This is a genomic window from Flagellimonas rhodophyticola (genome assembly GCF_049332665.1).
Classification (GTDB): Bacteria; Bacteroidota; Bacteroidia; order Flavobacteriales; family Flavobacteriaceae; genus Flagellimonas.
This window is the reverse complement of the sequence record NZ_CP186326.1, coordinates 1,710,420-1,736,393: the sequence shown is the minus strand read 5'-3', so window position 1 is coordinate 1,736,393 and position 25,974 is coordinate 1,710,420. Positions and strand designations below refer to the sequence as shown.

Annotated in this window: 28 protein-coding genes; 15 read left to right on the top strand and 13 right to left on the bottom strand. The window is 38.4% G+C overall.

Annotation, left to right across the window (positions count from 1 at the left end; translation table 11 throughout):
• The first annotated feature begins 125 nt into the window (after positions 1-125).
• From ACOKFG_RS07780 to ACOKFG_RS07740, 9 genes are all read left to right on the top strand, one after another.
• Positions 126-1,316 carry a pyridoxal phosphate-dependent aminotransferase gene (locus ACOKFG_RS07780; RefSeq protein WP_422862139.1) on the top strand — a complete coding sequence of 397 codons (1,191 nt, stop codon included), beginning with the start codon at positions 126-128 and terminating at the stop codon, positions 1,314-1,316.
• Positions 1,316-2,332, top strand: coding sequence for a UDP-N-acetylmuramate dehydrogenase (gene murB, locus ACOKFG_RS07775; protein ID WP_298794723.1), 1,017 nt, complete (start codon positions 1,316-1,318; stop codon positions 2,330-2,332). Before ACOKFG_RS07780 ends, murB begins: the two co-directional genes overlap by 1 nt.
• A 199-nt stretch (positions 2,333-2,531) precedes the next feature.
• Positions 2,532-3,098, top strand: coding sequence for an RNA polymerase sigma factor (locus tag ACOKFG_RS07770; RefSeq protein WP_298794724.1), 567 nt, complete (start codon positions 2,532-2,534; stop codon positions 3,096-3,098).
• On the top strand, positions 3,095-3,853 hold the full coding sequence (locus ACOKFG_RS07765) for an anti-sigma factor (protein WP_298794725.1): 759 nt from the start codon (positions 3,095-3,097) through the stop codon (positions 3,851-3,853). Before ACOKFG_RS07770 ends, ACOKFG_RS07765 begins: the two co-directional genes overlap by 4 nt.
• 73 nt (positions 3,854-3,926) lie before the next feature.
• Complete coding sequence (locus ACOKFG_RS07760; protein WP_298794726.1) at positions 3,927-4,136, top strand: membrane or secreted protein; 210 nt, start codon at positions 3,927-3,929, stop codon at positions 4,134-4,136.
• A 32-nt stretch (positions 4,137-4,168) separates the two neighbouring features.
• Positions 4,169-4,729 carry an RNA polymerase sigma factor gene (locus ACOKFG_RS07755; RefSeq protein ID WP_422862138.1) on the top strand — a complete coding sequence of 187 codons (561 nt, stop codon included), beginning with the start codon at positions 4,169-4,171 and terminating at the stop codon, positions 4,727-4,729.
• A gap of 49 nt (positions 4,730-4,778) precedes the next feature.
• Positions 4,779-5,654, top strand: a complete 876-nt coding sequence (gene lipA, locus ACOKFG_RS07750) for a lipoyl synthase (protein WP_422862137.1) — start codon at positions 4,779-4,781, stop codon at positions 5,652-5,654.
• An 18-nt stretch (positions 5,655-5,672) separates the two neighbouring features.
• Entirely contained in the window at positions 5,673-6,683 is a 1,011-nt protein-coding gene (gene gap / locus ACOKFG_RS07745) for a type I glyceraldehyde-3-phosphate dehydrogenase (protein WP_422862136.1), read from the top strand.
• The gene (locus ACOKFG_RS07740) at positions 6,680-8,902 is read left to right on the top strand and encodes an ATP-binding protein (RefSeq protein WP_422862135.1); all 2,223 of its coding nucleotides are present in this window, start codon (positions 6,680-6,682) and stop codon (positions 8,900-8,902) included. Before gap ends, ACOKFG_RS07740 begins: the two co-directional genes overlap by 4 nt.
• On the opposite strand, the gene lpxK is transcribed toward ACOKFG_RS07740, so the two are convergent.
• Positions 8,899-9,894: a tetraacyldisaccharide 4'-kinase gene (gene lpxK / locus ACOKFG_RS07735; RefSeq protein ID WP_299488872.1), complete on the bottom strand. Its 996-nt coding sequence runs from the start codon at positions 9,892-9,894 to the stop codon at positions 8,899-8,901. The genes ACOKFG_RS07740 and lpxK overlap by 4 nt on opposite strands.
• A 48-nt stretch (positions 9,895-9,942) precedes the next feature.
• Here lpxK and ACOKFG_RS07730 point away from each other — a divergent pair, with 48 nt between their 5' ends.
• Both ACOKFG_RS07730 and ACOKFG_RS07725 read left to right on the top strand, forming a co-directional pair.
• Positions 9,943-11,037 carry a Nif3-like dinuclear metal center hexameric protein gene (locus ACOKFG_RS07730; RefSeq protein WP_422862134.1) on the top strand — a complete coding sequence of 365 codons (1,095 nt, stop codon included), beginning with the start codon at positions 9,943-9,945 and terminating at the stop codon, positions 11,035-11,037.
• A gap of 6 nt (positions 11,038-11,043) precedes the next feature.
• Positions 11,044-11,823, top strand: a complete 780-nt coding sequence (locus ACOKFG_RS07725) for a C4-type zinc ribbon domain-containing protein (RefSeq protein ID WP_299175553.1) — start codon at positions 11,044-11,046, stop codon at positions 11,821-11,823.
• Between the two features lie 77 nt (positions 11,824-11,900).
• Here the strand turns inward: ACOKFG_RS07725 and ACOKFG_RS07720 are convergent, their stop codons facing one another.
• From ACOKFG_RS07720 to ACOKFG_RS07700, 5 genes are all read right to left on the bottom strand, one after another.
• A complete protein-coding gene (locus tag ACOKFG_RS07720; protein ID WP_298794734.1) occupies positions 11,901-13,256 on the bottom strand; it encodes an FAD-dependent oxidoreductase in 1,356 nt (451 codons plus the stop codon).
• Positions 13,257-13,543: 287 nt separating this feature from the next.
• A complete protein-coding gene (locus ACOKFG_RS07715; protein WP_298794735.1) occupies positions 13,544-14,092 on the bottom strand; it encodes an ATP-dependent Clp protease proteolytic subunit in 549 nt (182 codons plus the stop codon).
• 84 nt (positions 14,093-14,176) lie between these two features.
• The gene (locus ACOKFG_RS07710) at positions 14,177-15,004 is read right to left on the bottom strand and encodes a mechanosensitive ion channel family protein (RefSeq protein WP_299488867.1); all 828 of its coding nucleotides are present in this window, start codon (positions 15,002-15,004) and stop codon (positions 14,177-14,179) included.
• 25 nt (positions 15,005-15,029) lie between these two features.
• Entirely contained in the window at positions 15,030-15,218 is a 189-nt protein-coding gene (locus ACOKFG_RS07705; protein WP_190811616.1) for a hypothetical protein, read from the bottom strand.
• Positions 15,219-15,848: an RNA polymerase sigma factor gene (locus ACOKFG_RS07700; RefSeq protein ID WP_298794737.1), complete on the bottom strand. Its 630-nt coding sequence runs from the start codon at positions 15,846-15,848 to the stop codon at positions 15,219-15,221.
• Positions 15,849-15,943: 95 nt separating this feature from the next.
• Between ACOKFG_RS07700 and ACOKFG_RS07695 the strand changes: the two genes are divergently transcribed.
• Positions 15,944-16,618 carry a hypothetical protein gene (locus tag ACOKFG_RS07695; RefSeq protein ID WP_299488864.1) on the top strand — a complete coding sequence of 225 codons (675 nt, stop codon included), beginning with the start codon at positions 15,944-15,946 and terminating at the stop codon, positions 16,616-16,618.
• 7 nt (positions 16,619-16,625) lie between these two features.
• Here the strand turns inward: ACOKFG_RS07695 and ACOKFG_RS07690 are convergent, their stop codons facing one another.
• Entirely contained in the window at positions 16,626-17,774 is a 1,149-nt protein-coding gene (locus ACOKFG_RS07690; RefSeq protein WP_299488862.1) for an MFS transporter, read from the bottom strand.
• Between the two features lie 147 nt (positions 17,775-17,921).
• Between ACOKFG_RS07690 and ACOKFG_RS07685 the strand changes: the two genes are divergently transcribed.
• On the top strand, positions 17,922-18,737 hold the full coding sequence (locus tag ACOKFG_RS07685) for an aldo/keto reductase (RefSeq protein WP_299488860.1): 816 nt from the start codon (positions 17,922-17,924) through the stop codon (positions 18,735-18,737).
• A gap of 27 nt (positions 18,738-18,764) precedes the next feature.
• Positions 18,765-19,631 carry an AraC family transcriptional regulator gene (locus tag ACOKFG_RS07680; RefSeq protein ID WP_422862133.1) on the top strand — a complete coding sequence of 289 codons (867 nt, stop codon included), beginning with the start codon at positions 18,765-18,767 and terminating at the stop codon, positions 19,629-19,631.
• On the opposite strand, the gene kynU is transcribed toward ACOKFG_RS07680, so the two are convergent.
• Together kynU and ACOKFG_RS07670 are read right to left on the bottom strand one after the other, a co-directional pair.
• Entirely contained in the window at positions 19,620-20,888 is a 1,269-nt protein-coding gene (gene kynU / locus ACOKFG_RS07675) for a kynureninase (RefSeq protein ID WP_299488856.1), read from the bottom strand. The two genes, ACOKFG_RS07680 and kynU, sit on opposite strands and share 12 nt — an antisense overlap.
• A gap of 51 nt (positions 20,889-20,939) precedes the next feature.
• Positions 20,940-21,404, bottom strand: coding sequence for a GNAT family N-acetyltransferase (locus tag ACOKFG_RS07670; protein WP_298794743.1), 465 nt, complete (start codon positions 21,402-21,404; stop codon positions 20,940-20,942).
• Positions 21,405-21,470: 66 nt separating this feature from the next.
• On the opposite strand from ACOKFG_RS07670, the gene ACOKFG_RS07665 reads away from it, so the two are divergent.
• Positions 21,471-22,112, top strand: coding sequence for an O-methyltransferase (locus tag ACOKFG_RS07665; RefSeq protein ID WP_298794744.1), 642 nt, complete (start codon positions 21,471-21,473; stop codon positions 22,110-22,112).
• Here the strand turns inward: ACOKFG_RS07665 and ACOKFG_RS07660 are convergent.
• The 4 genes from ACOKFG_RS07660 to ACOKFG_RS07645 form a co-directional block, all read right to left on the bottom strand.
• The gene (locus ACOKFG_RS07660) at positions 22,078-22,650 is read right to left on the bottom strand and encodes a phosphatase PAP2 family protein (RefSeq protein WP_298794745.1); all 573 of its coding nucleotides are present in this window, start codon (positions 22,648-22,650) and stop codon (positions 22,078-22,080) included. The two genes, ACOKFG_RS07665 and ACOKFG_RS07660, sit on opposite strands and share 35 nt — an antisense overlap.
• 2 nt (positions 22,651-22,652) lie before the next feature.
• A complete protein-coding gene (locus ACOKFG_RS07655) occupies positions 22,653-22,931 on the bottom strand; it encodes a Sec-independent protein translocase subunit TatA/TatB (RefSeq protein ID WP_298794746.1) in 279 nt (92 codons plus the stop codon).
• 82 nt (positions 22,932-23,013) lie between these two features.
• Entirely contained in the window at positions 23,014-25,320 is a 2,307-nt protein-coding gene (locus tag ACOKFG_RS07650) for a M1 family metallopeptidase (RefSeq protein WP_299488853.1), read from the bottom strand.
• Positions 25,321-25,380: 60 nt separating this feature from the next.
• Positions 25,381-25,896 (bottom strand): DUF6702 family protein, encoded by a 516-nt coding sequence (locus ACOKFG_RS07645; protein ID WP_299488851.1) that lies wholly within the window; start codon positions 25,894-25,896, stop codon positions 25,381-25,383.
• Positions 25,897-25,974: the final 78 nt, after the last annotated feature.

Below are 25,974 nucleotides of genomic sequence, written 5' to 3'. Positions count from 1 at the left end.
CACTATGAAAGATACAAATTATTGGCTGATTTATACTTTAATTTAACATTCTATTACTATTCAAATAATGGCTTAATCTGTTGTTTTCGAGTATTGGTTTTCTCATTTTTGCTAAAATTTACAGCATGCCTGGTATATCCAAAAAAGGGAGGCAAATGCCAGCTTCTCCTATCCGAAAATTGGTCCCTTATGCAGAAGCAGCCAAGAAAAGGGGCACCCATGTTATCCATCTGAATATTGGTCAACCCGATATAAAAACTCCTCAGGTAGCACTTGATGCGGTTAGAAATCATAATATTGATGTACTTGCCTACAGTATGACTGAGGGTTCTGAACAATATAGGACCAAAATCTCCTCATATTATGCCAAAAACGACATTGAGGTATCTTCCGAAGATATTATCGTAACCACCGGAGGTTCGGAGGCCCTGTCATTTGTTATGGGTACTATAATGGATGCCGAGGATGAAATCATAATTCCAGAACCTTTTTATGCTAATTACAATGGCTTTGCCACGGCGTTGGGAGTAAAGGTAGTTCCAATAGTATCTCACATTGAAAACAATTTTGCCTTGCCACCTATTTCCGATTTTGAAAAGTTGATTGGACCTAAAACCAAGGCAATTTTGATCTGTAATCCTGGAAACCCCACGGGCTACCTCTACAGCAAAGAGGAAATTCAGCAACTGGCAGCTTTGGTGAAAAAACACAATCTCTTTTTGGTGGCTGACGAAGTATATCGTGAATTCACCTATGAGGGAAGAGTACATTATTCCATTTTACAAGAAAAAGGACTGGAAGAGCATGCGATTATTGTTGATTCCGTGTCAAAGCGCTACAGTATGTGCGGTGCGCGTATCGGTTGTCTAGTTTCCAAGAATCAAACGGTAATACAAACAGCCTTAAAATTTGCCCAGGCCCGACTTTCCCCACCGACTTTCGCACAAATTGCCAGTGAGGCAGCATTGGAAACTCCGCAATCTTACTTTGATAATGTGATCAAAGAATATGCCGAAAGAAGAAACATTCTCATCGAAGAATTACAAAAATTGGATGGAGTTCGCGTTGCGGTTCCTCAAGGAGCATTTTATTGTGTAGTTGAGCTTCCCGTTTCCAATTCCGATGATTTTGCCCAATGGCTGCTCGAAAAGTTTGAAATGGATGGAAAAACGGTTATGGTAGCTCCCGCAGCTGGATTTTATGCTACCAATGGACTGGGAACCAATCAAATTCGAATAGCATATGTGCTTGAAAAAGAACTACTTATAAAAGCGGTACAAATTTTGGGAGAAGCTTTAAAAAAGTACAACGCTTAGTGAATATCCAAGAAAACATATCACTAAAAGATTACAACACCTTTGGTATAGATGTCAAAGCAAAAGCTTTTGTTGAAATAAATGGCCTTGCCCAACTGCAAAAGGTATTGGAGTTAAAAGCATATCCCGAAAAGTTCATTTTAAGCGGAGGAAGCAATATGTTGCTCACCAAAGATATTGATGCCTTGGTAATGCATATTAATCTGAAAGGTATTTCCGTTGTTGAAGAAAATGATACCGAAATCATCCTTAAGGCAATGGCCGGTGAAAATTGGCACAATCTGGTACTCTGGACTTTGGAAAGGGGATACGGTGGCTTAGAAAACCTATCGCTGATTCCTGGAAATGTGGGCACAGCACCTATTCAGAATATTGGAGCTTATGGAGTAGAACTTAAAGATGTTTTTGAGAGCTGTGCGGCCATGGAAATTGCCACTGGAGAGTTGGTCGCTTTTGACAAAGATGCCTGTAAATTTGGCTATCGGGATTCCATTTTCAAGAATAATGCAAAGGGAAAATACATCATTACCTCTGTGAACCTAAAACTTACTAAACACAATCATACTCTTAGTACGGGTTATGGAGCTATTGAAAATGAGCTCAAGAAAAATGGGATTGTTTATCCAACCATTCATGATATTTCTGATGCAGTTATTGCAATTCGACAAAGTAAATTACCGGATCCCAATAAAATTGGGAACAGTGGCAGTTTTTTCAAAAACCCAGTCATTTCCAGAAAAACCCATCAAAAAATAAAAAAGAAAAATCCGGATTTACCATCATATGAAGTGGATGAAAATCATTTTAAGATTCCGGCTGGCTGGCTCATTGAGCAATGTGGTTTTAAAGGAAAACGGTATGGAGACGCGGGGGTTCATGAAAAACAAGCGCTTGTAATTGTAAACTATGGCAGTGCGACTGGAGAAGAATTATTAAAACTGGCCGAGCTTATTCAAAATTCGGTGGATAAAAGATTCAATATTCAGATCAAACCTGAAGTGAATGTAATAAAATAACCCCTGCATTGAATCAATAACAGGGGTTATACCAAACCAAACTAACCAAAATTGTATATACTTGAAGTATAATTGCTGGCAAATACAAAGATTATAAAACCAACAAATAATCCTTTTTCTAACTTAACGTTGTAGTATATACGAGATAAACATTATTTTAGATTTTAGCCCCCTAAAATTTTACCTTAACCACCCTTGGATGAGTACACTTATTGAAAGACATATTGTATCACTTCTTGCCGAAAAGGACGACAAAGCTATATCGCTCTTGTACGAACATTACGGCGACACCCTTTATGGTGTAGCATACAAAGTGGTACGGGATGAAGATTTGGCCCAAGACATTCTGCAAGAAAGTTTCATTAAAATCTGGAAAAAAGCAGATACTTATGACCCATCAAAGGCAAAACTTTTTACTTGGCTTTTTCGGATTACGCGAAATACCGCCATCGATAAATTAAGAAGCGTCAGCAATAAATCGGATAAAGAAGTCCAAATAGACGTTTCGGACGTATATAACTTAGGAGTAAGTGGCATTCGACCTGAATTTATGGATGTCCAAGAAAATCTGGATAAGATTGAGCCCAAGTACAAAATTGTTCTGGAAGCTCTATTCTTTGAAGGAATGACGCAGCAAGAAGCAAGCGAAGAATTGGACATTCCTTTAGGTACTGTAAAGTCCAGACTTAAAATAGGCTTAAGGGAATTGGGCAAAATTTATGGAACGAGTATTACACAACTCCTGCTGATAATTTTATTGTCATGAAAGAAAAAGTACAACAATTTTTGGATTCCGACATACTGGAAAAATACCTTCTGGGAGATACTTCAAAAGAAGAGTCCCTTAAGGCAGAACGTTATATCACCATGTATCCTGAGGTTAGGGAAACCTATGACCAACTCCAGGACAATCTGGAGGCTTTTGCCAAAATGTACGCCAGAAAAACACCTGAAGGCCTAAAAGAAATCATTCTTCATAGTGCCAGAAAGGAAAAAGTGGCAACCAAAAGATTCTACCGATATGCAGTTGCTGCTAGTATAGCGTTAATGGTCTTTGCTGGGTCTTCTTACTTCCTTTGGAACCAAAACAAGAGTTTACAGCAAGAAAATACTATGGTCACCAACCAGATGAACAATTTGCAACAGAACATGCAAAATCAACTGGAGGATATGCGAAACCAATTTATTGTGCTTAACAACCCTGCTACAAGAAAGTATGCGGTCAACGGTAAGCGCGAAGGTAAAGAGCTCAAGGCCATAGCCTATGTTAATCCGGTTAAAAAATTATCCTATATCAACGTTAGTAATGTTCCCGATCTTCCGGAAAACAAATGTTTTCAGATGTGGGCAGAAGTTAATGGTGAATTGGTCAATTTAGGTGTGATCAAGAATTTTGATGAAAAGGACAAGCTTTTGGCACTACCCTACGCAGAAAATGCAATTGGCTATATTACCATAGAGCCTGAAGGTGGAAATACCTCTCCAACGGTCAAAAATATAGTGGCCAACATTTCATATTGAGACTACGTCAAAGTATTGCTAAACTTAAAGCGCTTTAGATAGGTATTTTGTACCTTTGCGTAAAATTTGGAATATGAAGTTAGCATTATTGACCATTGGTCTTTTAGGACTTGCTTTTGCAGGAATTGCTATAAAAATTTGGTCCAAAAAAGACGGGAAATTTGCAGGAACATGTGCCAGTCAGAATCCTTATCTGAATCAAGAGGGTGAAGCATGTGGTTTTTGTGGGAAGCTTCCCGATGAACAGGAATGCAAGAAAGATTCAGTTCTAGAAGCTCAATAATTCCTTTCCAATATTCATCAAAATCAGATTTTTTGCTCAAGGCCGAACAATCTATCCAAGAAAATATCAAAAAGGCGAAAGATGGAAATCAGATTGCCTTTAGCATCCTCTTAGACACATTTTGGAACGATGTTTATGCCTTTCAATTGGCCAGGACCAAAAATGAAAACGATGCAGAAGACATTACCATCCGAACGTTTTCAAAAGCCTTTGATAAAATAAACTCCTATGATGATGCCTACGAATTCAAAACCTGGCTGATTACTATATCCAAAAACCTTCATGTTGACCTCATCCGCAAGAGAAAAAGAAGCTTGTTGGATGAAATGGATACGGATGGAGATGAGGTAAAAAAGGTTTTGGACGAGTCACCCTCAGTTGAAGACAGGCTTATTACAGAGCAAAATTTGGCCAATTTACTCCAGGACATCAAAAAATTGAAACCACACTATCAAAAGGTAATCAATCTTCGCTATTTCAACGAATTGAGCTATGCCGAAATTGCCAAAGAGCTCAATGAACCTGTGAATAACATCAAGGTGAAATTACTACGCGCCAAGAAACTTTTGGCCGAAATCATTACAAAAAAGTGACTTAGGGTTTCCTTACCAGTTTCGTATCTTTGTACCTCAATATTTTAATATGGGCACAACCGCCGTTGATAACGTTCTACCACCAAAAGGAAAGCCAAAATGGCTTAGGGTAAAACTTCCAACAGGAAAAAAATATACACAATTACGTGGATTGGTCGACAAGTACGACCTACACACCATTTGTACCTCTGGTAGTTGTCCAAACATGGGTGAATGCTGGGGAGAGGGCACGGCTACTTTTATGATATTGGGCAATATCTGCACCCGTTCATGTGGCTTTTGTGGAGTAAAGACCGGCAGACCAGAAAGTGTTGATTGGGCCGAACCCGAAAAAGTGGCGCGATCTATCAAGATTATGGGTATAAAACATGCCGTTGTCACTTCTGTAGATAGGGATGACCTAAAAGATATGGGGTCGATAATATGGGCGGAAACCGTAAAGTCCATTCGAAGAATGAATCCTGAAACTACGCTAGAAACCTTGATACCCGATTTTCAAGGCATTGAAACCCATTTGGACAGAATTCTCGAGGTAGCTCCAGAAGTTATTTCCCATAATATGGAAACTGTGAAGCGACTTACCCGTGAAGTACGCATACAAGCTAAGTATGAGCGAAGTTTGGGAGTATTGGATTATTTAAAGAAAAATGGTGCCAGCCGAACCAAATCTGGAATTATGCTAGGATTGGGTGAAATGGAAGAAGAAGTAATTCAAACTATGAAGGACTTGAGGAATGCAGATGTTGATGTGGTCACCATCGGACAATATCTACAGCCTTCAAAAAAACACCTGCCAGTAAAAGAGTTTATCTTGCCGGAACAGTTTAAAAAATATGAGGAAATCGGTTTAGAAATGGGCTTTAGGCATGTTGAAAGTGGTGCATTGGTGCGTTCTTCGTACAAAGCACATAAGCATATCGATTAATTCTTCCCTACAATTTTCATGAAACAGCTCAATATTGGCATAAATGGCTTTGGACGCATAGGAAGAACGCTTTTCAGGCTACTTCAAGACCATTCTAACCTAAAGGTTACTGCAATAAACGATTTAGCCGACGCCAAAACGTTGGCCCATCTGTTAAAATATGACAGTATCCATGGAACTATAAATGCTAAAGTCGAATCCAATGATCACAACATCGTAATTGATGGTGAAAAAGTGGCTGTCCTAAACAACGAGCATCCAAAAGACATTAATTGGGCAGCTCATGACGTAGACATTGTAATTGAAGCTTCAGGAAAATTCAAAAACAAGGAATCTCTAGACTATCATATTAAAAATGGCGCAAAAAAGGTAATTCTTTCCGTTCCTCCAGAGGAGGATGACATTAAAATGGTGGTCTTGGGAGTAAACGAAAATAGTATTGGTCCAAACGACCATATTATCTCCAATGCCTCCTGTACAACCAATAACGCGGCACCAATGATTAAGGTAGTAAATGAGCTATGCGGTATAGAACAGGCCTATATCACCACAATACATTCCTATACTTCGGATCAAAGTTTACATGATAGACCGCATCGCGATTTAAGACGATCCCGCGCGGCCAGTCAGTCCATAATTCCCACAACAACGGGTGCTGCAAAAGCATTGACCAAAATTTTCCCAGAATTGTCTGATGTTATTGGGGGCTGCGGCATTCGCGTACCGGTTCCAAACGGGTCATTGACCGATATAACCTTCAATGTAAAAAAGGAAACCTCCATTGCCGAAATAAACCATACTTTTGAACATTACGCCAACAACCAATTAAAAAACGTACTTTTTTATACGAAAGACCCTATAGTTTCCATTGATATAAACAATAGTTGCTATTCTTGTACGTTTGATTCTTTAATGACATCCGTTATTGGAAAAATGGTAAAAATAATAGGATGGTACGACAATGAAACTGGATATTGTTCCAGAATTATTGATTTAATAGCTTTGTTTATCAAGAAAAACTACGTTTGACATCAAGCTCAATATATAACCATATTTGCAGCGCAAAATGGGTTGTTCTGTGCATTTTCCTATGTGCCCAGGTTTCTTTTGGTCAAAGCGATGTAAATTCTACAGCGGATGTACAGTCCATTTTCGACCAGTTTACAGTGTACCGCCATCAGAATAAAATTGGCAAAGCTCTGGAAACCTTGGACAAGGCTGCAGAAATTGCTGAAAATAATGAGGATGCCAAACTTCTTTTGGACACCTACCATCAATATGCACGCATATTTTTAGAAGAAGGAGATCGTGAGACCACTATTTTTTATCTGGATAGAGCCAGTATTCTTTTAAAAGACCTCTCTTACTCTTTTGGCCAAGCCACACATAATTATTTGGAAGCCGCATTGCGATTTGATGAAGGCAACAATTTTCAGTCGTTAAAACTTCTTGAAGAATCAAGAAAAGTAAGCAACAATAGAAATCTCGGTAATAATATTCTATTGTTGGAGGCATATATCTTCACGAATATTGAGCGCTATGACGATGCCATTAAAAATTTGCATGCCCTTATTGTAAATTCAGATGATAAAGAAAGAGCCTACCTAGCAACCAAGGCAAATTTACAATTGGCAAGTATTAGTCTTGAACTCAATGATCTGGAGGAAGGTATAATTCATTCAAAAGCTGCTCTTGAACTCGCGCAAAAGCACTCATATTTCAAAGACATTAAAACTGCCAATGAACGACTTTCAGAAATCTATGAAAAAAGTGGTGATTTTGGCGAGTCGCTTCATTATAAGAAAGCATTGGTAAGCATAAAGGATTCCATTTTCAATATTGAAAAGACCAAATTGGAGACCAAAACAGCAGACAAAATTCGTTTTGAGCACCAAATGAATGAAATCAATAAGCTTACGGCCAAAAATGAAGAGCTAAGCGAATCCAAAAGTCGTTCAGAAATAACATTGATATTAACCTCTGCGTTTTTGACCATAATATCTTTATTGGCGGTATCGCTTTTCAGAAATAACCAAATAAAGCTCAAAACCAACGATCTTTTATACACAAAAAACAAAGAACTGGAGTTGGCAAGGGATTCTGCGGTTTCTGCCATGGAAGCCAAGACCAACTTCTTGTCAACTGTTACGCACGAGCTCCGTACGCCGCTTTACGCAGTTACAGGTCTTACACATTTGCTTTTAGAGGAAAACCCAGCGGAACACCAAAAGGATCACTTAAAATCTTTGAAGTTTTCAGGAGATTATCTGTTGAACTTTATTAACGATATTCTTCAAATCAATAAAATTGATGCAGACAAGCTTGAACCCCTGAATATTGAATTCAAACTGCACAAGGTTTTAAAGGATGTTGTCGATTCCTTGAAGCAAAATGCCAATGAGAACGATACCACACTGATTCTTGATTATGACCCAAGTATTCCGCAGCAATTGCTTGGAGACCCTATTAAGATTTCACAGGTATTCATGAACTTGGTGGGTAATGCCCTGAAATTTACCAAGGATGGTAAAGTTGAGGTTATTGCCAAAATGCTTAAAAAAGAGGAAGACGCTGTAAAGCTGTATTTTGAAGTAAAAGATAACGGTATTGGAATCTCTGAAGATCAACAGCAAAACATTTTTGAAAGTTTTGAACAAGGTTCAATACAGATTAATAGAGAGTATGGTGGGACCGGTCTAGGACTTACCATTGTAAAGAGTCTGCTTGGTCTCTTTGATAGTAAAATCAATCTAGAAAGTGAGCTTGGGCAGGGAAGTTCTTTCTTCTTTGAATTGGATTTAAAATGCGACACCAAAGCCTTAGAAGAGGTTTCATTTGAATTGGAGCCCGAAGAGTTCGATTTTACCGGCTTACACCTTTTGGTAGTTGAAGACAACAAAATCAACCAGGTTATCACCAAAAAAATGCTCACCAAAAAGGAAATCACCTGCGACATCGCCAACAATGGTAATGAAGCGATTGACCTCGCCAAGACCAATACCTATAATGCCATTTTGATGGATATTCATATGCCTGGCATAAGTGGTGAGGAAGCTACGCGGCAAATACGGAAGTTTGACCAAGACATTCCAATTATTGCCCTTACTGCAATTTCTTTGGACGATAGTTTGGATAGCTTCTATGAAGCTGGGTGTAACGATGTGGTGACCAAGCCTTTCAAACCGGAAGTTTTCTATCAAAAAATCGGAGAGAACATCTTTCAGAAAAAAGAACAGGGATTGGTCTAAATTTGGGCTAAAACAATCTTTTTTAACACTTCATGGTCACGAGCATCAAAACTGTGGGCCACTTCCAGATAATAAAGGTTTTCTACCCGACCATCCAACCGCACATAATCTTTTTCCGTAGTAAGCACAAGCTGAAAATTGGCAAATTTCTGAATCTCTTCATCTGAAAAATAGTGATGATCACCAAACTCAAAATGGTCAAATTTTAATCCTTGATTTTTCAAATGGGAAACCAAATGTTGGGGGGATGCGATTCCAGTCACCAAAGCAAAATGAGTTCCTTTCAATGTATTCAGTGCCATCTGATCTATGCTATTGCTCAGGGATTCGGCATAAGTTAAAGTCGAGAAAAGTACTTCCTGATGAGGCTTGGGTTTGATACTACTTACAATCTTATCTTTTTCTTCTTGCAAAATACCTGACGGACATTTGGTTACTATAATAACATCGGCACGCTTTGCTTCAGACTTACTATCCCTTAAATCACCGGTAGGTAAATACCAGTCGTTAACGAACAAATTATGGTATGCAGTCAATAAAATGGAAAAGTTAGGTTGAACACGTCTATGTTGAAAAGCATCATCCAATAGAATCACTTCTGGATTTATGTTGGCTTCGAGTTTCTGAATCCCATTTTGTCTATCGGTATCCACAGCAATCACGATGTCTTGGAATTTTCGATACAGTTGAAAGGGTTCATCTCCCAAATCTTCGACAGAGCTATCGGGGTTTGCCAACTGAAACCCTTTGGATTTTCTTTTATATCCCCTACTCAATACAGCAATACGTCTATTCTCCAATAATCGTATTAAATATTCAATCATTGGCGTTTTTCCTGTACCTCCTACACTAAGGTTGCCAATACAAATAGTAGGCGTTTCAAATGATTTAGATTTGAACAAGCCCACGTCGAACATACGGTTTCGAATAAAAACCACTAGGGCGTAAATCAATGAAAACGGAAATGCGATTTTGCGTAAGAACTGCAGCATAAAGCGAAAATATAATATTTTATCTTTAGCCATCTTAAGAAACAGCAAATGACCGTAAAGGATATTACAAAAATATTGGAAGAACTTGCTCCTTTGGAACATGCCGAGGATTTTGACAATGTTGGCCTATTGGTCGGAAACGCCAAAACAGAAGTAACGGGTGTTCTGGTAACCCTTGACACTTTAGAAGAAGTGGTTGATGAAGCCATAGAAAAAAGCTGCAATCTCATAGTAAGCTTTCACCCCATCATTTTTAAAGGATTGAAAAAACTAACCGGAGCAAGCTATGTGGAACGCACGGTAATGAAGGCCATTGCCAACAACATAGCCATCTATAGCATGCATACAGCTCTTGACAATAGTAATGCAGGGGTCAATGCCAAAATTTGTGAGGTCCTCGAGATTCAAAACCCCAAAATCCTAATCCCAAAAACCAACACCATAAAAAAATTGGTCACCTATGCTCCAATCAACACAGCGGATAACGTTAAGTCTGCCCTATTTCAAGCTGGTGCCGGAGCAATGGGAAAATACAGCAATTGTAGTTTTAGTTCAGAAGGTATGGGAAGTTTTAAGCCCGAAGCAGGAACAAATCCAACCCTGGGAGAAGTTGGACAAGTGCATCAGGAAAAGGAAGTTCAAATCAATATGGTCTTTTCTTTTGAAAAAGAACGAAGTATACTCAACACTCTTTTTGAAAATCATCCCTATGAAGAGGTCGCCTATGAAATTCTAACCTTGGAAAACAGCAACCAAGATATTGGAATGGGCATGGTAGGAATGCTTGAAACCCAGATGAGCGAAGAAGCTTTTCTCAAAATGGTAAAAAAACGAATGAACGCTTCTGTAGTCAGACATTCGAAATTCCGGGATAAAATGGTAAATACAGTTGCTGTTTTAGGCGGTAGCGGTGCTTTTGCAATTGCTGCTGCCAGGAAAGTAAAAGCTGATGTTTTTATCACTTCTGACATAAAATACCATGAGTTTTACCAAGCGGAAGGACAATTGGTCATTGCCGATATCGGGCACTTTGAAACAGAGCAGTTTACAAAAGAGTTATTGGTTGATTATCTTATCAAAAAAATTCCTAATTTTGCAGTCGCGTTATCAGAAAGTATAACGAATCCCATCAAGTATTTATAAAAATTTATGGCGAACAAGAAAGAAAACACCGTGGAAGAAAAACTAAGAGCTCTTTATGACCTGCAGTTGATTGATTCCCGGGTTGATGAAATACGCAATGTAAGAGGTGAACTACCATTGGAAGTACAAGATTTGGAAGATGAAGTACTTGGCCTTAAAACCAGGATGGACAAATTAAAGACCGATGTTGAAACGGTCAATTTTGAAATTGCTGCCAAAAAGAACCTTATCGAAGAGTCAAAGGTATTGATGAAAAAATATGCCGAGCAGCAAAAAAATGTACGTAACAGCCGTGAATTTAACTCCTTGAGCAAAGAAATTGAGTTTCAGGAGCTTGAAATTCAGTTGGCCGAAAAGAACATTAAGGAGTTCAAAGCCCAAATTGAGCAGAAAAAGGAAGTGATTTCCGATACAAAAGAAAAGCTTTCTGAACGCGAAGGGCACTTGAAACACAAAAAAAGTGAATTGGATGCTATTCTTGCCGAAACTGAAAAAGAAGAAAAGGCGCTATTAAAGAAATCGGAAGAATTCGAAGATAAAATCGAAGAGCGATTGATTCAGGCCTACAAGCGCATTAGACATAATGTAAAAAATGGTCTTGCAGTTGTGCCAGTTGAACGTGGTGCTTCTGGAGGTTCTTTCTTTACAATTCCACCACAGGTGCAAGTTGAGATTGCTTCCCGTAAAAAAATCATTACCGATGAGCACAGCGGAAGAATTTTAGTTGATCCACTTCTTGCTGAAGAAGAACAGGGCAAAATGCAGAAATTGTTTACCAAGATCTAGATTCTCAGTAAACTTTAAAATACAAAGCCACCATTAAGGTGGCTTTTTTGTATCTAATAACTTGTTTCAGGAATCTTCTATAAATCGCTTTCTGAAAGTAATTCTAGTATTTTATTTTCTACTTGCTCAGAATCCCATATAGTTTCAATATCGGGAAGTTGCATTACCTCTTGCATAATCTTTTCTTGCCCATCCCCTATCGCCAATGCTTCTACATACGGTTTATCCGAAAAAGTGACCCTACTGTATACCGGAATCCATTTATCAGGATGTTTGGCGGAGAATCTTTTCTCGATTTTCTTCTGTAATAAAAATTGCTGGTCAGCTGTTTTGCTGCTCATTTCAATAAAATTGCGATAGCTTAATTCTGCAATTGCATCCGCATTAGGCTTTCGTTGTTTTTGATAGGCAGAGAAAATAGCCTCCCAATCGTCTCCATGTTCACCCATCAATTCATTCAAAACAAAAATATCCTCAAAACCCGCATTCATTCCTTGTCCGTAAAAAGGCACAATAGCATGTGCCGAATCCCCAACTAGGGCAACCTTGTCCCAATAGGTCCATGGATAACACTTCATCGTAACCATGGCGCTTGTGGGGTTATTAAAAAAATCATTGGTGAGGTTTTCTATTTCCTTCCTGACATTGGGAAAATATGTTTTAAAAAAATCGGTAGCCGCTTTTTTATCTGCTATGCTCTCAAAAGAAACTGGGCCCTCGAATGGCAAAAAAAGCGTGCAGGTAAAACTACCGTCGACATTTGGCATGGCAATCAGCATAAATCTCCCACGGGGCCATATGTGAAACGAATTCTTCTCCAATTTATGGGAGCCATCCGCATTTGGCGGAATTGTCAATTCTTTATATCCTACATCAATAAAATCTTGTGAATAATCAAAACGACTTCGCCGTTGCATTTTGTGCCGGACTCTTGAAAAAGCTCCATCGCAACCAAAAATCAAATCATATTGGTATTCCTTCCATTCACTTTTTTCAGTTTCGCCGGTATATAATTTGGCTTCGGGTAAATCAATGTCCCAGACCTTTTCGTTAAATTGAAAATTGGTGCCAGCCTTCTCTGCAAGATCAATCATTTTTCGATTTAGAATACCACGGGAAATAGACCAAATTGCCTCGCCTTCCTTTCCATATTTTTGATAGTAGACCGGCTTTTCATTGACATGCATTGCCCTTTTTTCAAGAGGAATTGCTATTTCTTTAATACTATCTTCCAAACCTACCTCACGTAGCGCTCGCCAACCTCTATTGCTCATAGCAAGATTTATAGACCGACCCGAAAATTCAACGGTCCGAATATCTGGTCTGCGGTCAAAAACAGTTACCAAATGTCCCTGTTTTCTGAGGTAGACCGCCAGAAGTGATCCCACCAATCCTGAACCGATGATGGCTATATTCTTTGGAGTTTGTTTCATATACGCTAGTGGATATCAGTTCGTGTAACCGTTAAAAATAAGAATAAGTAGGATTGGAATTGTTTTCAATCCTACAAATTAGCGTTAAACAGGATTCTTTTTTGTGCCAAATCCAACAAGGCTATACTTCAAGATAAATTTTCACATTTTTTAACATAACTAAAAGGGTTTTTGGTATCAAAATTGCCATATATATTACAAATATCCCGCTTCGGCGTCCATATATATGCAAAAAGTCCTTCATAAATTTTATGAAGGACTTTTTCCCTTTTACTTATTGATGGTTTTTATTCTAAAATTCCATCCACTATACCATAGGCCACAGATTCTTCAGCACCCATCCAATAGTCACGGTCAAAATCTTTCATGACCTTCTCATAATCTTGCCCACAATTATCGGCCAAAATCTTTGCACCAAGTTCTTTGGTCTTGATGATTTCCTTAGCTTGAATTTCGATATTGGACGCCTGTCCTCGTGCTCCACCGCTTGGCTGGTGAATCATTACACGGGCATGTGGCTGAATAAAACGTCTACCTTTTTCCCCTACGGACAAAAGAATAGATCCCATAGACGCTGCCAATCCAGAACAAACCGTCGAGACTGGGCTTTTTATTTGTTTTATAGTATCGTAAATCGCAAAACCTGAGGTCACATATCCTCCAGGGCTGTTAATGATCAACTGAATTTCTTTGTTGTTTTGCAAATCCAAGTAGAGTAAACGGTCTATTACGTGCTTTGCAGAATCATCATCAACCATTCCCCATAAAAACACTTTACGCTCTTCAAGCAACTTCTCTTGGACCAACTCTTGTACTTTTCCTTTTTTTGAACTCATTCTATAGCTTTTGAAAGTTTCAAAATTAATCAAATTCCAAAGAAGTTTCGGGTACTGACAGTTCTCTTTGTCGAAATAAAATATCTATGACTTTATCTCTACCTTTTCTGAGACCACATCTTTAATGGGAATTACAAACTTTCCATTTTTGGTCACTAAGGTCAATGAATTATTTTCAATGGCTTCAATAGTACCCGTATGTCCTGAAATCACAACTTTGTCACCAACTGCATAGGTCCTTCGGGTGTAAAAAGACCTTAAGAGGTCGGTAATCACATCCCTGGAACCTAAACCAAGTCCCAATGCAAAAGCCAAAAGGAACGCCCCCAAGATCATAGTGATATTGTTGGTGATAATAGAGGTGTCGATTCCGGCCTGGTTTAATGCGGTAATCGAAATAAATATCACAATGATATAAAACAGCATGTTGCTCACCACATTGGATCCACCGAACTCTAGAGAGTCGAACAACTTCTTTACGGTTTTCTTTACAAAATTGCCGATATACAGTCCAATCATCATTAATGCCAAAGCACTAAACAATCTTGGCAAGTATCGTAGTAAGTTGCCTATTTCTGTGGAAATGATTTCCCAACTTAAAATATCGGCTGCGACAATCAAAAAGACAAGTAGTAAAAACCACTTAACAAATCCTAAGATCACCTTAATAATGTCAATTTTTAAATCTCCTTTGCCGAACAACTCCATTTCATTGATTTTTTCACTCAATGCATCTGCCTTGGCCAACTTTAAGATTTTACCTAGAATAAACAGCACAATTTTAGTGACCAGCCATCCAATCAAAAGAACAATCAACGCGCCGATTATCTTTGGCAGGGCCATAGCAATGTCCCTTCCCATCGTGGTTAGCGAATCGAATGTCAAGTCTTTCCATTCATTTATAGTTTCCATATTCGTAGTATTTTAAATGTTCCGATTAATTATTTCCCAAGGTTTTAAAGAGTTTGCGCAAAGCTGAGCCAACATTGAAAGAAAACAATGATGCTAAATCAAGAATCAACTTCGCTGCCGCGATGTCGTTCATTACTTTTTTCTTCATTCCGGGTGGCACCTCTCTTAATGAGGCCTCCAACTCTCTAAATGGATTTCTTTTTTTCTTTGCCATCTATGCTAAGGTGTTATAGATTTCCAATAGTTTTTCTTTTGCTCTCTTTAAGCGCATTTTTACAGCGCTCTCCCCTATTTCCATAAGGGTCACTAGTTCTTTAATAGATGCTCCATCTTGATATTTCAACAATAAAATCGACTTATCTTCTGGAGAAATCAATTCCAATGCTTCCTTTAATTTATTGGTCTTCATCTCAAAAAGACTGTCATCTGGTACTTCAGCGCTAAGCTTATATTCCGAGTCTTCTACTGGTATCGATTTATCGCTCATTTTCCGCTGCTTGTTCCGATTCACGTAGTTCACACAAAAGTTATAAGTAAACGAGTACAGCCAGGTTGAAAACTTGGATTTCCCTTTAAACATTTTCAGCTTAATAAAAAGTTGTAAGAAAACGTCCTGTGTTAGGTCCTCCGCCTCATCTTCTGACCTTGCAAATCCATAACATTTGTTATAGACCATTTTTGCATAACGGTCGTACAATTTGCCGAACAGCATAGGATTGTTGTTGGCCACAATCTTTTTCACCAACTCCTCATCTGACAGATGGGCATATGGGTCGTCTGCTTCCAAAGGTTTCTTATCAAGGTTATTTATAAGAATTAGAAACAGCCTTTTGAGAAAAGTCACTCGAAATGGATTGTGGTTACGGAATCAGTTAAAAATGAAATAGAAATATCCCTGAATATAAATTAAAATCAAATTACATTTGAAAAAAAATGAAAATGAAAACCCTTTCACTTTTAATAGCTTCTTCTCTTTTTGTGCTGACCAGTTGTAAAACTGAACCCAAAAAGGTTGAAAAGAAAGAAATTACACAGCTGACCATTGCTGAAAAAATTGCCCATGCCCATGGCTATGACAACTGGAAATCAGTAAATGAATTCACTTTTACGTTTAACGTGGATAGGGACAGTACGCACTTTGAACGCACCTGGATATGGAAGCCCAAAACCAACGAAGTTACAGCAATCTCAGAAAAGGACACCTTGACCTATAACCGAAAATCAATGGATAGCACTGTCACTAAGGTCAATGCAGGGTTTATCAACGATCGCTACTGGGTCTTGGCACCATTCAACCTTATATGGGATGCCAGTAATTATACTTTTGAACATCAACTTGAGGAAAAAGCTCCCATCAGTCAAAAGCCAATGCAAAAATTGACCATTGTTTATGGAAATGAAGGCGGGTACACTCCTGGTGATGCCTACGATTTTTATTTTGGCGATGACTACATAATTCGTGAATGGGTCTTTAGAAAGGAAAATCAGCAAGAACCCTCCATGACCACTACATGGGAAGATTATATTGAAATGGGTGGACTACAACTCGGAAGAGACCATAGAAAGGCCGAAGAGTCTTTCAGTTTGAATTTCACCAACTTGAAAGTCAAATAGGCTATGGTTATGATTTCTTCCTCTTAAGGGAAAATGTAACTAGCAATACTAAAAGGACACAGCCTAAAAGGCCATAAAAGCTATGCGTTAGGGTAGCTTGTTCGGCCACAAACCCTAAAATAACCGGTCCCATTAAAAAGCCTAGGTAGCCTGTTCCTGCAATAAAGGATACGCCTTTAGCTGATTCAACACCTTTGACATTTCCTCCAATACGAAAAAGCTCGGGGATAATAACGGAGAATCCAAGACCATTCAGTGCAAATCCGGCTATAGCCAGCAGGGTATTTCCGGATAGTACGAGACCATATCCCAATGCCGCAATAACAGTTCCCAGGACCACTATTTTTATTGAACCAATTTTTTCGCTTATACCATCTCCCAAGAAACGACCCAAGGTCATTGCAATCGAAAACGCCAAAAATCCGGAACCAATTAGGGTCTCGGGTGCCATAGTTATCTCTTTGAGATAAAGACCACTCCAGTCAACAATTGCCCCCTCACTTCCCATGGTTACAAATGCAATTATTCCCAGCAGAAACAAGGGCTTTAAAAGTTTGATTGAAAATTGTTCTTTCTCAACGGGCGCCGCGACAATGTTAATATACTTTCGATGGAAATATAGATTTATTGCAAATACTACGGCCACCGTCATACCCATATGTAAAGCAGGGTTTCCAATGACAGGAATCAAAAAGCTACCTAATCCTACAATAACTCCACCTAAGCTGAAAAAACCGTGAGCGGCGGACATAAAGTTCTTTTTGTCTTCTTTTTCTATTTCTGTCACCAACGTATTCATTGCAATATCTGTGAGTCCATTAAAGAGACCGAAAACAAACAACGAAAACATCAACAAATAATAATTTGGAGCCAACAAGGGAAGCAAAGCCGTAAGACTACATATTACAATACTGTACCAGGTTGCTTTTCCAACTCCAAACCTGTTAATGATTTTAGATGCAATAGGAAAGATTGTAAACACTCCCAGTGAAAGACAAAAAAGGGCAATTCCTAAATCGGCTTTATTAATATCCAATCTTTCCTTTACGGATGGAATGTATATGGCCCATGTACCGAACAAAATATTCAAGCTTGTAAAAATCCAAGCTGGGGCAAAATATCGGGGATTGGAAAGAATAAGTTTTAATGACCTCATCGTCAATCTAATTTCTTACAAAGAAAACAACCATTATCAATTTTAAATATCCCATAATATTCCAATTATATGACAATTCATTCTAAAAACAATTTCATAACTTCCATTTTTGATAGTTTTACATCATAATAAAGGTAAAATCCTATCATGAATCATACTTTTACACTCAACAATGCTGTGCCAATGCCTAAAATTGGCTTAGGAGTTCTCTTTGCTAAGAATGATAATGAAGTGGAAACGGCAGTAATTTCGGCATTGCAAGCTGGGTATCGAAAAATTGATACAGCTTCCGCATATCAAAATGAAGAAGGTGTCGGGTCTGGGATAGCCAAAAGTTCTGTTTCCCGTTCAGAAGTGTTCCTAACAACCAAGGTATGGAACACTGAACAGGGTTATGACAAAACTTTAATAGCATTTGAGCAAAGTCTGGCAAAATTACAAACGGATTATATAGACCTCTACTTAATTCATTGGCCCGTAAAATCGAAATATAAGGAGACATACAAAGCCATGGAAAGCATTTATAAAAGTGGTAGGGCCAAGGCAATCGGAGTGTGTAATTTTGATATTTCCCAGCTAGAGGATTTGATGGAACATTCGGATATTGTCCCTGCAATGAATCAAGTCGAAATGCATCCACATCTCAGCCAAAATGAGTTGATCAATTTTTCTAAGAAATATGATATACAGTTGGAAGCCTGGCGACCAATAATGATGGGAGAAGTTTTGCAAATTCCCGAATTGACACAAATAGGGACACAACATAATAAGTCTGCCGTACAGATTGCATTGCGTTGGTTAGTTCAAAGAGGAATCGCCGTAATTCCAAAATCTGTAACTCCTAAAAGAATACAGGAAAATTTCGACATTTTAGATTTTGAATTATCAAAGAAAGAAATGAAAATCATCGAAGGATTAAACAAGAATAGAAGACTTGGAGAAGACCTATCCCATGTAATATAGTTCTCTTAAACCATAAAGATTGCTGCCATGAAACCCATTTACGAATCAATAATACCCAATGCAAATGCCTCATTTAAGGTTGAAAGCTATGGCCCGACCTCAAAATGCGAAACTGCAGGTTGGCATATACATCCGGAATATGAAATAGTATACGTGAAAAATGGCTCGGGAACTCTAAAAATTGGTAATAAAACTTACAATTATACTGATGGTACACTTGTTTTTTTAGCGGGAAACATTCCCCATTCGGATTTTGGAAATAATGAAAAAAAGAACAGTCAAGAAATAGTTATCCAATTCTCGAAGGAAACTGTATATGATAGGCTCACTCTTTTTCCAGAGTTGCACGGTATGAAACAGTTGATTGAAATGTCCAAGTACGTTCTCATTTTTGAGGATGAAGTCAAAGCAAACTTAAGTACCTATCTTGAGCGTTTTGATGCATTGGACAATCAAGGGAAGCTGATTAACCTGTTCTTTATTCTGGATTACTTGAGTAGAAATGACCAGTACGTGTGTCTTTTCGATTCATACCCGATAAACAAATACAAAAAAAACGAGATTGATCGTCTTGAGGAGGCTTTTGAATATGTCAACAACAACTATTCAAAAAACATCTCCGTTGCCCAAATATCACATCAATTGGGTTATACGGCCAATTCTTTTTGTCGATTCTTTAAAAAAATGACGAATCGAAGGTTTATCGATTTTGTAAATGAGTTTCGCATCGAAAAAGCTGTAGAGGCTTTCAATGAAAACAATACCATGATCGCTCAAGTAATGTACAACTCAGGTTTTAACGATCCCTCTTATTTTACAAAACAATTCAAAAAGTACCAAGGGATGACACCAAGTGTTTATTTGAAGTCAAAATATGCCCAATCACTTACTTAGAATGCCTTGCTTAAGAATTTGCCCGAAATTATACATGTCGGCATATGAGCAATAAAAAGGAGCAGGTGCCAATCGAATAACATTGGGTTCCCGCCAGTCTGTAATAACACCGTTTTTCATCAAATAATCGAATAGAGCCCTTCCTTCGCCATGAAGAAAAACGGAGAGCTGACAACCTCGCTCTTCTGGAGTAATAACTTCAAAGGAACTACTCACTTCCTTATCAATTTCGTGAAGTACGAATTCCAGGTAGGCTACAATTTTTTTCTGCTTTTCAATTAAAGCTTGCATGCCTACCTCATCAAACAATTCGAGTGAGGCCAAATAGGGCGCAATTGATAATATGGGTGGATTACTTAGCTGCCATGCATCGGCTGTATCAATCGGGTCAAACTCGGGTTGCATTAAAAAACGGGTTTCTTTTTTAGTTCCCCACCAGCCTTCGAAACGTGGAAGGTCTTTTTTGCCGAGATGCTTTTCATGAACAAAAATACCTGAAGCATTACCGGGTCCACTGTTCATGTATTTGTAACTGCACCAAGCTGCAAAGTCTACATCCCATTTGTGTAGGTCCAGTGACACATTTCCAGCGGCATGGGCTAAATCCCAACCAACAAAGGCTCCAGCCGATTTTCCAGCTTCGGTTATGGCCTTCATGTCAAAAACTTGACCGTTATAATAGTTTACCCCACCTATCAGTACCAAGGCAAGTTCGTCACCATGCTCATCAATTTTTTTAAGAATATCTTCATTTCTCCAAAAATGCTCCCCTTCTCTCTTCCGTACTTCAACTATTGCATCTTCAGGGTCAAACCCATGAAACCTTACCTGACTCTGCAACATATATTGATCTGAGGGAAAAGCTTTTTCTTCGCATAGAATCTTGAACCTCTTTTGGGTGGGTCTGTAAAAAGAAACCATCAATAAATGCAGGTTCACTGTAAGGGTGTTCATTACAGAGATTTCTTCAGGTTTTGCCCCTACTACTTTTGATAATCCTTCTGCAAGACGCTCATGATAGTCCCACCAAGGTTTCTCGGCATAAAAATGTCCCTCAACGGCAAGATCACGCCAATCTTTCATCACATCATCCACGAATTTCCGGGTCCGCTTTGGTTGAAGCCCCAAAGAGTTTCCTGTAAAATAAATGACCTCTTTACCGTCAATCTTTGGGTAATGAAATTCATCGCGATATTTGGATAGTGAATCCGATGCATCCAGCTGCTGTGCAAATTCCAAAGAATTTTGAAATGTCATAGTAAACTTGGTTTCAAATGAATGTTGATAAAGCTACTCCTTCCTGTTCAATTATTCCAATCGCATTTCAATAATGTGCTTTTTAAAGCCCACTTTTTCGTATGCTTTTATGGCGGGGACATTCTCATCATAAACCGTAAGTCGCATCTCCTTAAGACCTTTTTCGTCCGACCAATTTTTCAGGGCTTTGATTATTTTGGAATTTAATCCCTTGCCACGAAATTCAGGAAGTGTAAACATGAAACCTAGGTAGGAATAATATTCATGATCCAGGTAATGTCTTGCCCTTCGCAATTGTGCATATCCTGAGGCAACGATTTTTTTATCATGTTCCACTACGACCACATAGGAATTCTCATCTGGAATCATTTGCGCGATATCGTAATAGCTAACAGGGTCTTCCTTTATGGTACTATCGAAAGGTCTTTCAGCCTTGATCAGTTCTTGTTCAAAATGAAGCAGTACAGGCAAATCTGCTTGTGTTGCTTCTCTCAAAATAAAATCGGTTGCTGACATATCAAACCATTAAAACAAATTGAATTCCAATGTAGTTCTTTTCTATATTTTTACGAAAATTTATACATGCATTTCCTATCACCTTTATTGGAAAATTATATTGCTGAGCATTCAGAAGCGGAACCTCCCTTACTGACAGAGCTTACTCGAGAAACACATCTGAAAGTAATCCAGCCTCGAATGCTAACGGGTCATTTTCAGGGAAGGGTGTTGAGTTTGTTATCTAAATTGATAAACCCTAAAAACATTCTTGAAATAGGGACCTATACCGGATATTCAGCTATATGCTTGGCTGAAGGGCTTCAAAAAGATGGAGAACTCCACACCATCGAAATCAATGAGGAATTGCATGAAATGCAACGAAGGTATTTTGATAAAAGTGGTCATGGAGACCAAATTATACAGCATACAGGTGATGCTTTGAATATTATCCCTTCATTAGATATTGATTTTGATCTTGTTTTTATAGATGCACAAAAGGTGAACTATGATGACTATTTTGAAACAGTTATTGCAAAAACCAAATCTGGTAGTATCATTCTTTCTGACAATGTACTTTGGTCCGGCAAGGTTATTGAAGCCATTGACGCATCGGATAAAGCCACGGCTTCATTAGTCGAATACAACAAGAAACTCAAAAACGACCCTCGGGTAGAAACCGTAATTCTACCTATTAGAGATGGTTTAACCTTTTGTCGGGTTCGATAGTCTTTTTATAAATCGTGTAGAACAGGAGTGCGGATAAAACTCCAACTAAAGCACCTACAACAATATCCAAAGGAAAATGAACACCCACGTATATTCTGCTATAGGTAAACAATATGGGCCACAAAAAGAAAATCCATGTCCACCTCGCTCTTTCTCGAAGTAATAGATAGACCAAAAGAGTTATTGCAAATGAACTTGAGGCATGACCCGAAAAGAAACTATAGTCCACCGGCGTCTTTAATATGCGAATAAAGGAATTGATGGTTTCATCATTGCAAGGTCTGGGCCTAGCGACCCAATTTTTGACTGTATATGTCAAAAAAGTAATAAACACTGCCAAAAAAGAAACCCATGCGATTTGAAAAAAAGCTTTTTTCCAAGGAAACTTGACCACAAACAACAGTAAAAACAATACAAAAAGGGGAATCCAGCTTTTAATCTCTGTTACAGTGGACCAAAAGGCATCAAACTTTTCAGTCCCTAGGGCATTGAGATAAATAAAAGTGTCTTGATCCCACTGCAGGAGTTTTTCGAACATGATTACTTGGTACTTCTTTTTACAGCACCGGTAACCTCATCTACATTTTTCTTTACTTCGTTCAGTTCTTTACGGATATCTTTAGTGAAGTCGGTATCGATACCCTGTTTTTCTGCACTTTTTTGAATTTCACGCTTAATATCATCGGTAGCATCCCTCAATTGACGCATACCTTTCCCTAGTCCTTTCGCAATCCCAGGAATTTTATCGGCACCGAAGACCATAACCACTATAAAGAGGATGAAAAAGATTTCGCCTCCGCTTATGAATAGAAAATGCATAGAACAAATATAATGAGAAGTTGGTTGGAAAATAAAAAAAGCCCTGTGAAATCACAGGGCTTTTACTTCTTATGTTAATCGATTATCCTTTGATATTTTCTTTAAACTTATCAAAATCAGATTTTTCCTCTTTCTTCGGCCAAGCATTATTGGTCGTATCGATATCCGCAGTTTCCGATTTTGGATCCACAACTATGCCTACAAGTTCTTTTTGGGAAGAAAGCACTCTTTTTACCTCGGCATCATTCTTTCTCCAAATTTCGGCCGGATAAGTAACATTTTCCTTAGTACCATCTGCATAGGTATACTCAACAATCAGCGGCATTGGGATACCTCCTGGTTTATCAAAAACAATCTCATAGAAATACTTTGGTTCTTTAACCTTGCCTCTTTCTGCTTCGGTCATGTTATCCATCATAAATTCCTTCAGATTCTGGGAAGATTCTGTTGGGGATTTTCCCTTCAGCGCAGGATCATAATCTTCGCTATCTTCTTCCGCCAAATATACCAAAGGTGGTAAGTCGGCCTCAGTTAGGTTTCTACTGGCCATATATTCCTCCATTTGCTTGGTAGGCTTGTTGGATACGTAATATTTCTTGACTCCTTTTACACCGATATCAACATAATCGGTTGTATAAAACCATCCTCTCCAATACCAATCCAAATCAACCGCAGAAGCATCTTCCATTGTTCGGAAGAAATCCTCAGGTGTTGGATGCTTAAATTTCCAACGCTGTGCATAGGTTTTAAAGGCATGGTCAAACAATTCCTCACCCATTACAGTCTCCCTTAGGATATTCAATGCAGTTGCCGGTTTCCCATAGGCATTTGGTCCTAATTGATATACATTCTCTGGATTAGACATGATAGGAGATATAAAGCTTTGGTCTCCTGACATATACGGTACTATTTTAGCAGCCTCTCCTCTTCGGGATGGATACTTATCATTCGGAGCAATTACCGATGGGTAATTTTTACCGAATTCTTGCTCTGTCAAATATTGCATGAATGTATCAAGACCTTCATCCATCCATCCCCATTGACGTTCGTCTGAATTGACAATCATTGGGAAGAAATTATGCCCTACTTCATGGATGATTACACTGATCATACCATATTTTGTTCTATCTGAATAGGTCCCATCTTCATTTGGGCGACCATAGTTCCAGCAAATCATTGGATATTCCATGCCTTGATTTTTCGCATGAACCGAAATCGCCTTGTGATAGGGATAATCAAAAGTGTGCTTGGAATACGTTTTTAAAGTTTGAACAACCGCTTTTGTAGATTGTTCTTCCCAAAGTGGATTTCCTTCCTTCGGATACATAGAAACAGCCATAACATCCTTACCACCAATTTTAACGGCCTGCATATCCCAAATAAACTTTCTTGAGGTTGCAAAACCATAATCACGGACGTTGGTCGCCTTAAATTTCCACGTTTTCTTTTTCTCTGAAAAGCCTTTTTCAGCAGCTTCCGCTTCTCCTTGGTTTACAATGAGTACTGGCTTATCATATGACTTCTTCGCCATATTATAGCGCTTCATCATCTCTTTTGAGAAAACATCTTTTCTATTCTGCAATTCGCCTGTGGCATCCAGAACATGGTCAGCCGGAACAGTTATGCTTACATCGTAATTACCAAATGGAAGCGCAAATTCTCCACTTCCCCAGAACTGATGGTTTTGCCATCCTTCAACATCACTATAAACCGCCATTCTTGGAAAGAACTGTGCAATTACGTATGCTCTATTTCCATCTTTCGGAAAATACTCAAAACCTGAACGGCCTCTACCTACAACGTGGTTATTGATATTATACCACCACTTAATTGAAAATGAAATCTGCTCCCCACTCTTTAATGGTTTGGAGAGGTTTAATCGCATCATCGTTTGATTGATTGTATAGGATAAGGGTTTCCCACCAGCATCTTTTACAAACTCGATATTAAAACCTCCATCAAAAGGTTCGTTGATATAGGTGTTGGTAAAATTACCGGCTGTATATGCAAAGTTCACACCGTTGCCATTGCGCAAAGGCGATTTTGAATCCTTGGCCCGTACATTCTGGTCCAACTGTACCCACAAAAACTCTAAGTCGTCCGGAGAATTATTAAAATAGGTGATGGTTTCCTCTCCATAAATTTTTTGGTTTTTATCATCCAGCTCAATATTCATCACATAGTCCGCACGCTGTTGATAATAATCAGGACCTGGTGCTCCTGAAGCGGAACGGTAGGTATTTGGTGTTGCAAACTCCTCATATAATTGTTTGAACTTACTCTGATTATAATGGCCCGGCTCCTTCTTTTCTTCGCTTTCTTCTTGAGCTATGGCCAAAGCACCAAAAAGAAACAGCATAGAAGCAAAACAATACTTGATTTTAAACATTTTATTTTTGATTTTAAACGGTGAAAAATAGGCTTTTTTTAACCAATTGTTAAGGATAAGTTATAAGTTTAACATTCCTTTATTATTCTCTCGTATCAGGACAAAACTCTTCTTTTGCCCCTTCCATTTAACGTGTACAATATTTTGTTGTTCTTCGAACAAATCGGTTAAAATTTCATTTTGAACAGTGATACTTTTTACATCAGCTAAATCCACATCGGCTAGTTCCAAATAACAGATGACAACATCATTGTCGTATTGCTTGCCCAAAAAGCTGTAATTGACATTTTTATTATCCAATGTTATAGCAAACTTGGTGTTGAAATATTTTTTGATATACTCATCTGCAATTTTTGATTCTTCATCTGTGGCCAGCTTGGCTTGAATACCATAACGCTCTTCCAGCACCTGTTCAAGGTCATCAATAAAAATCCGACTTGTTATCTGAAATGCTGAATCTTTCTCAGAATACACCATATTGGTAACGCTCACATAGAATTTATGCGAGGTAGTAAAGGAAAGTGAAAGTATCGCCAAAAATAAGAACGCTACTTTTTTTCGGATTTTCAGACTCATTACATGGTAATAGACCCTATTCTTCAATTTATGTTACGTTTTAAATGTTAAAATATCACTGCAGCTTTTAGAAAGACA

Coding starts and splice junctions, on each gene's coding strand:
- ACOKFG_RS07650 (WP_299488853.1), bottom strand. CDS start 25,320: ATGTTTAAAATCAAGTATTGTTTTGCTTCTATGCTGTTTCTTTTTGGT.
- ACOKFG_RS07720 (WP_298794734.1), bottom strand. CDS start 13,256: ATGAAACAAACTCCAAAGAATATAGCCATCATCGGTTCAGGATTGGTG.
- ACOKFG_RS07695 (WP_299488864.1), top strand. CDS start 15,944: ATGAAAACCCTTTCACTTTTAATAGCTTCTTCTCTTTTTGTGCTGACC.
- ACOKFG_RS07715 (WP_298794735.1), bottom strand. CDS start 14,092: ATGAGTTCAAAAAAAGGAAAAGTACAAGAGTTGGTCCAAGAGAAGTTG.
- ACOKFG_RS07760 (WP_298794726.1), top strand. CDS start 3,927: ATGAAGTTAGCATTATTGACCATTGGTCTTTTAGGACTTGCTTTTGCA.
- ACOKFG_RS07780 (WP_422862139.1), top strand. CDS start 126: ATGCCTGGTATATCCAAAAAAGGGAGGCAAATGCCAGCTTCTCCTATC.
- lipA (WP_422862137.1), top strand. CDS start 4,779: ATGGGCACAACCGCCGTTGATAACGTTCTACCACCAAAAGGAAAGCCA.
- gap (WP_422862136.1), top strand. CDS start 5,673: ATGAAACAGCTCAATATTGGCATAAATGGCTTTGGACGCATAGGAAGA.
- ACOKFG_RS07655 (WP_298794746.1), bottom strand. CDS start 22,931: ATGCATTTTCTATTCATAAGCGGAGGCGAAATCTTTTTCATCCTCTTT.
- ACOKFG_RS07670 (WP_298794743.1), bottom strand. CDS start 21,404: ATGTCAGCAACCGATTTTATTTTGAGAGAAGCAACACAAGCAGATTTG.
- ACOKFG_RS07680 (WP_422862133.1), top strand. CDS start 18,765: ATGAAACCCATTTACGAATCAATAATACCCAATGCAAATGCCTCATTT.
- lpxK (WP_299488872.1), bottom strand. CDS start 9,894: ATGCTGCAGTTCTTACGCAAAATCGCATTTCCGTTTTCATTGATTTAC.
- ACOKFG_RS07660 (WP_298794745.1), bottom strand. CDS start 22,650: ATGTTCGAAAAACTCCTGCAGTGGGATCAAGACACTTTTATTTATCTC.
- ACOKFG_RS07725 (WP_299175553.1), top strand. CDS start 11,044: ATGGCGAACAAGAAAGAAAACACCGTGGAAGAAAAACTAAGAGCTCTT.
- ACOKFG_RS07685 (WP_299488860.1), top strand. CDS start 17,922: ATGAATCATACTTTTACACTCAACAATGCTGTGCCAATGCCTAAAATT.
- ACOKFG_RS07765 (WP_298794725.1), top strand. CDS start 3,095: ATGAAAGAAAAAGTACAACAATTTTTGGATTCCGACATACTGGAAAAA.
- ACOKFG_RS07665 (WP_298794744.1), top strand. CDS start 21,471: ATGCATTTCCTATCACCTTTATTGGAAAATTATATTGCTGAGCATTCA.
- ACOKFG_RS07690 (WP_299488862.1), bottom strand. CDS start 17,774: ATGAGGTCATTAAAACTTATTCTTTCCAATCCCCGATATTTTGCCCCA.
- ACOKFG_RS07730 (WP_422862134.1), top strand. CDS start 9,943: ATGACCGTAAAGGATATTACAAAAATATTGGAAGAACTTGCTCCTTTG.
- ACOKFG_RS07770 (WP_298794724.1), top strand. CDS start 2,532: ATGAGTACACTTATTGAAAGACATATTGTATCACTTCTTGCCGAAAAG.
- kynU (WP_299488856.1), bottom strand. CDS start 20,888: ATGACATTTCAAAATTCTTTGGAATTTGCACAGCAGCTGGATGCATCG.
- ACOKFG_RS07705 (WP_190811616.1), bottom strand. CDS start 15,218: ATGGCAAAGAAAAAAAGAAATCCATTTAGAGAGTTGGAGGCCTCATTA.
- ACOKFG_RS07645 (WP_299488851.1), bottom strand. CDS start 25,896: ATGAGTCTGAAAATCCGAAAAAAAGTAGCGTTCTTATTTTTGGCGATA.
- ACOKFG_RS07710 (WP_299488867.1), bottom strand. CDS start 15,004: ATGGAAACTATAAATGAATGGAAAGACTTGACATTCGATTCGCTAACC.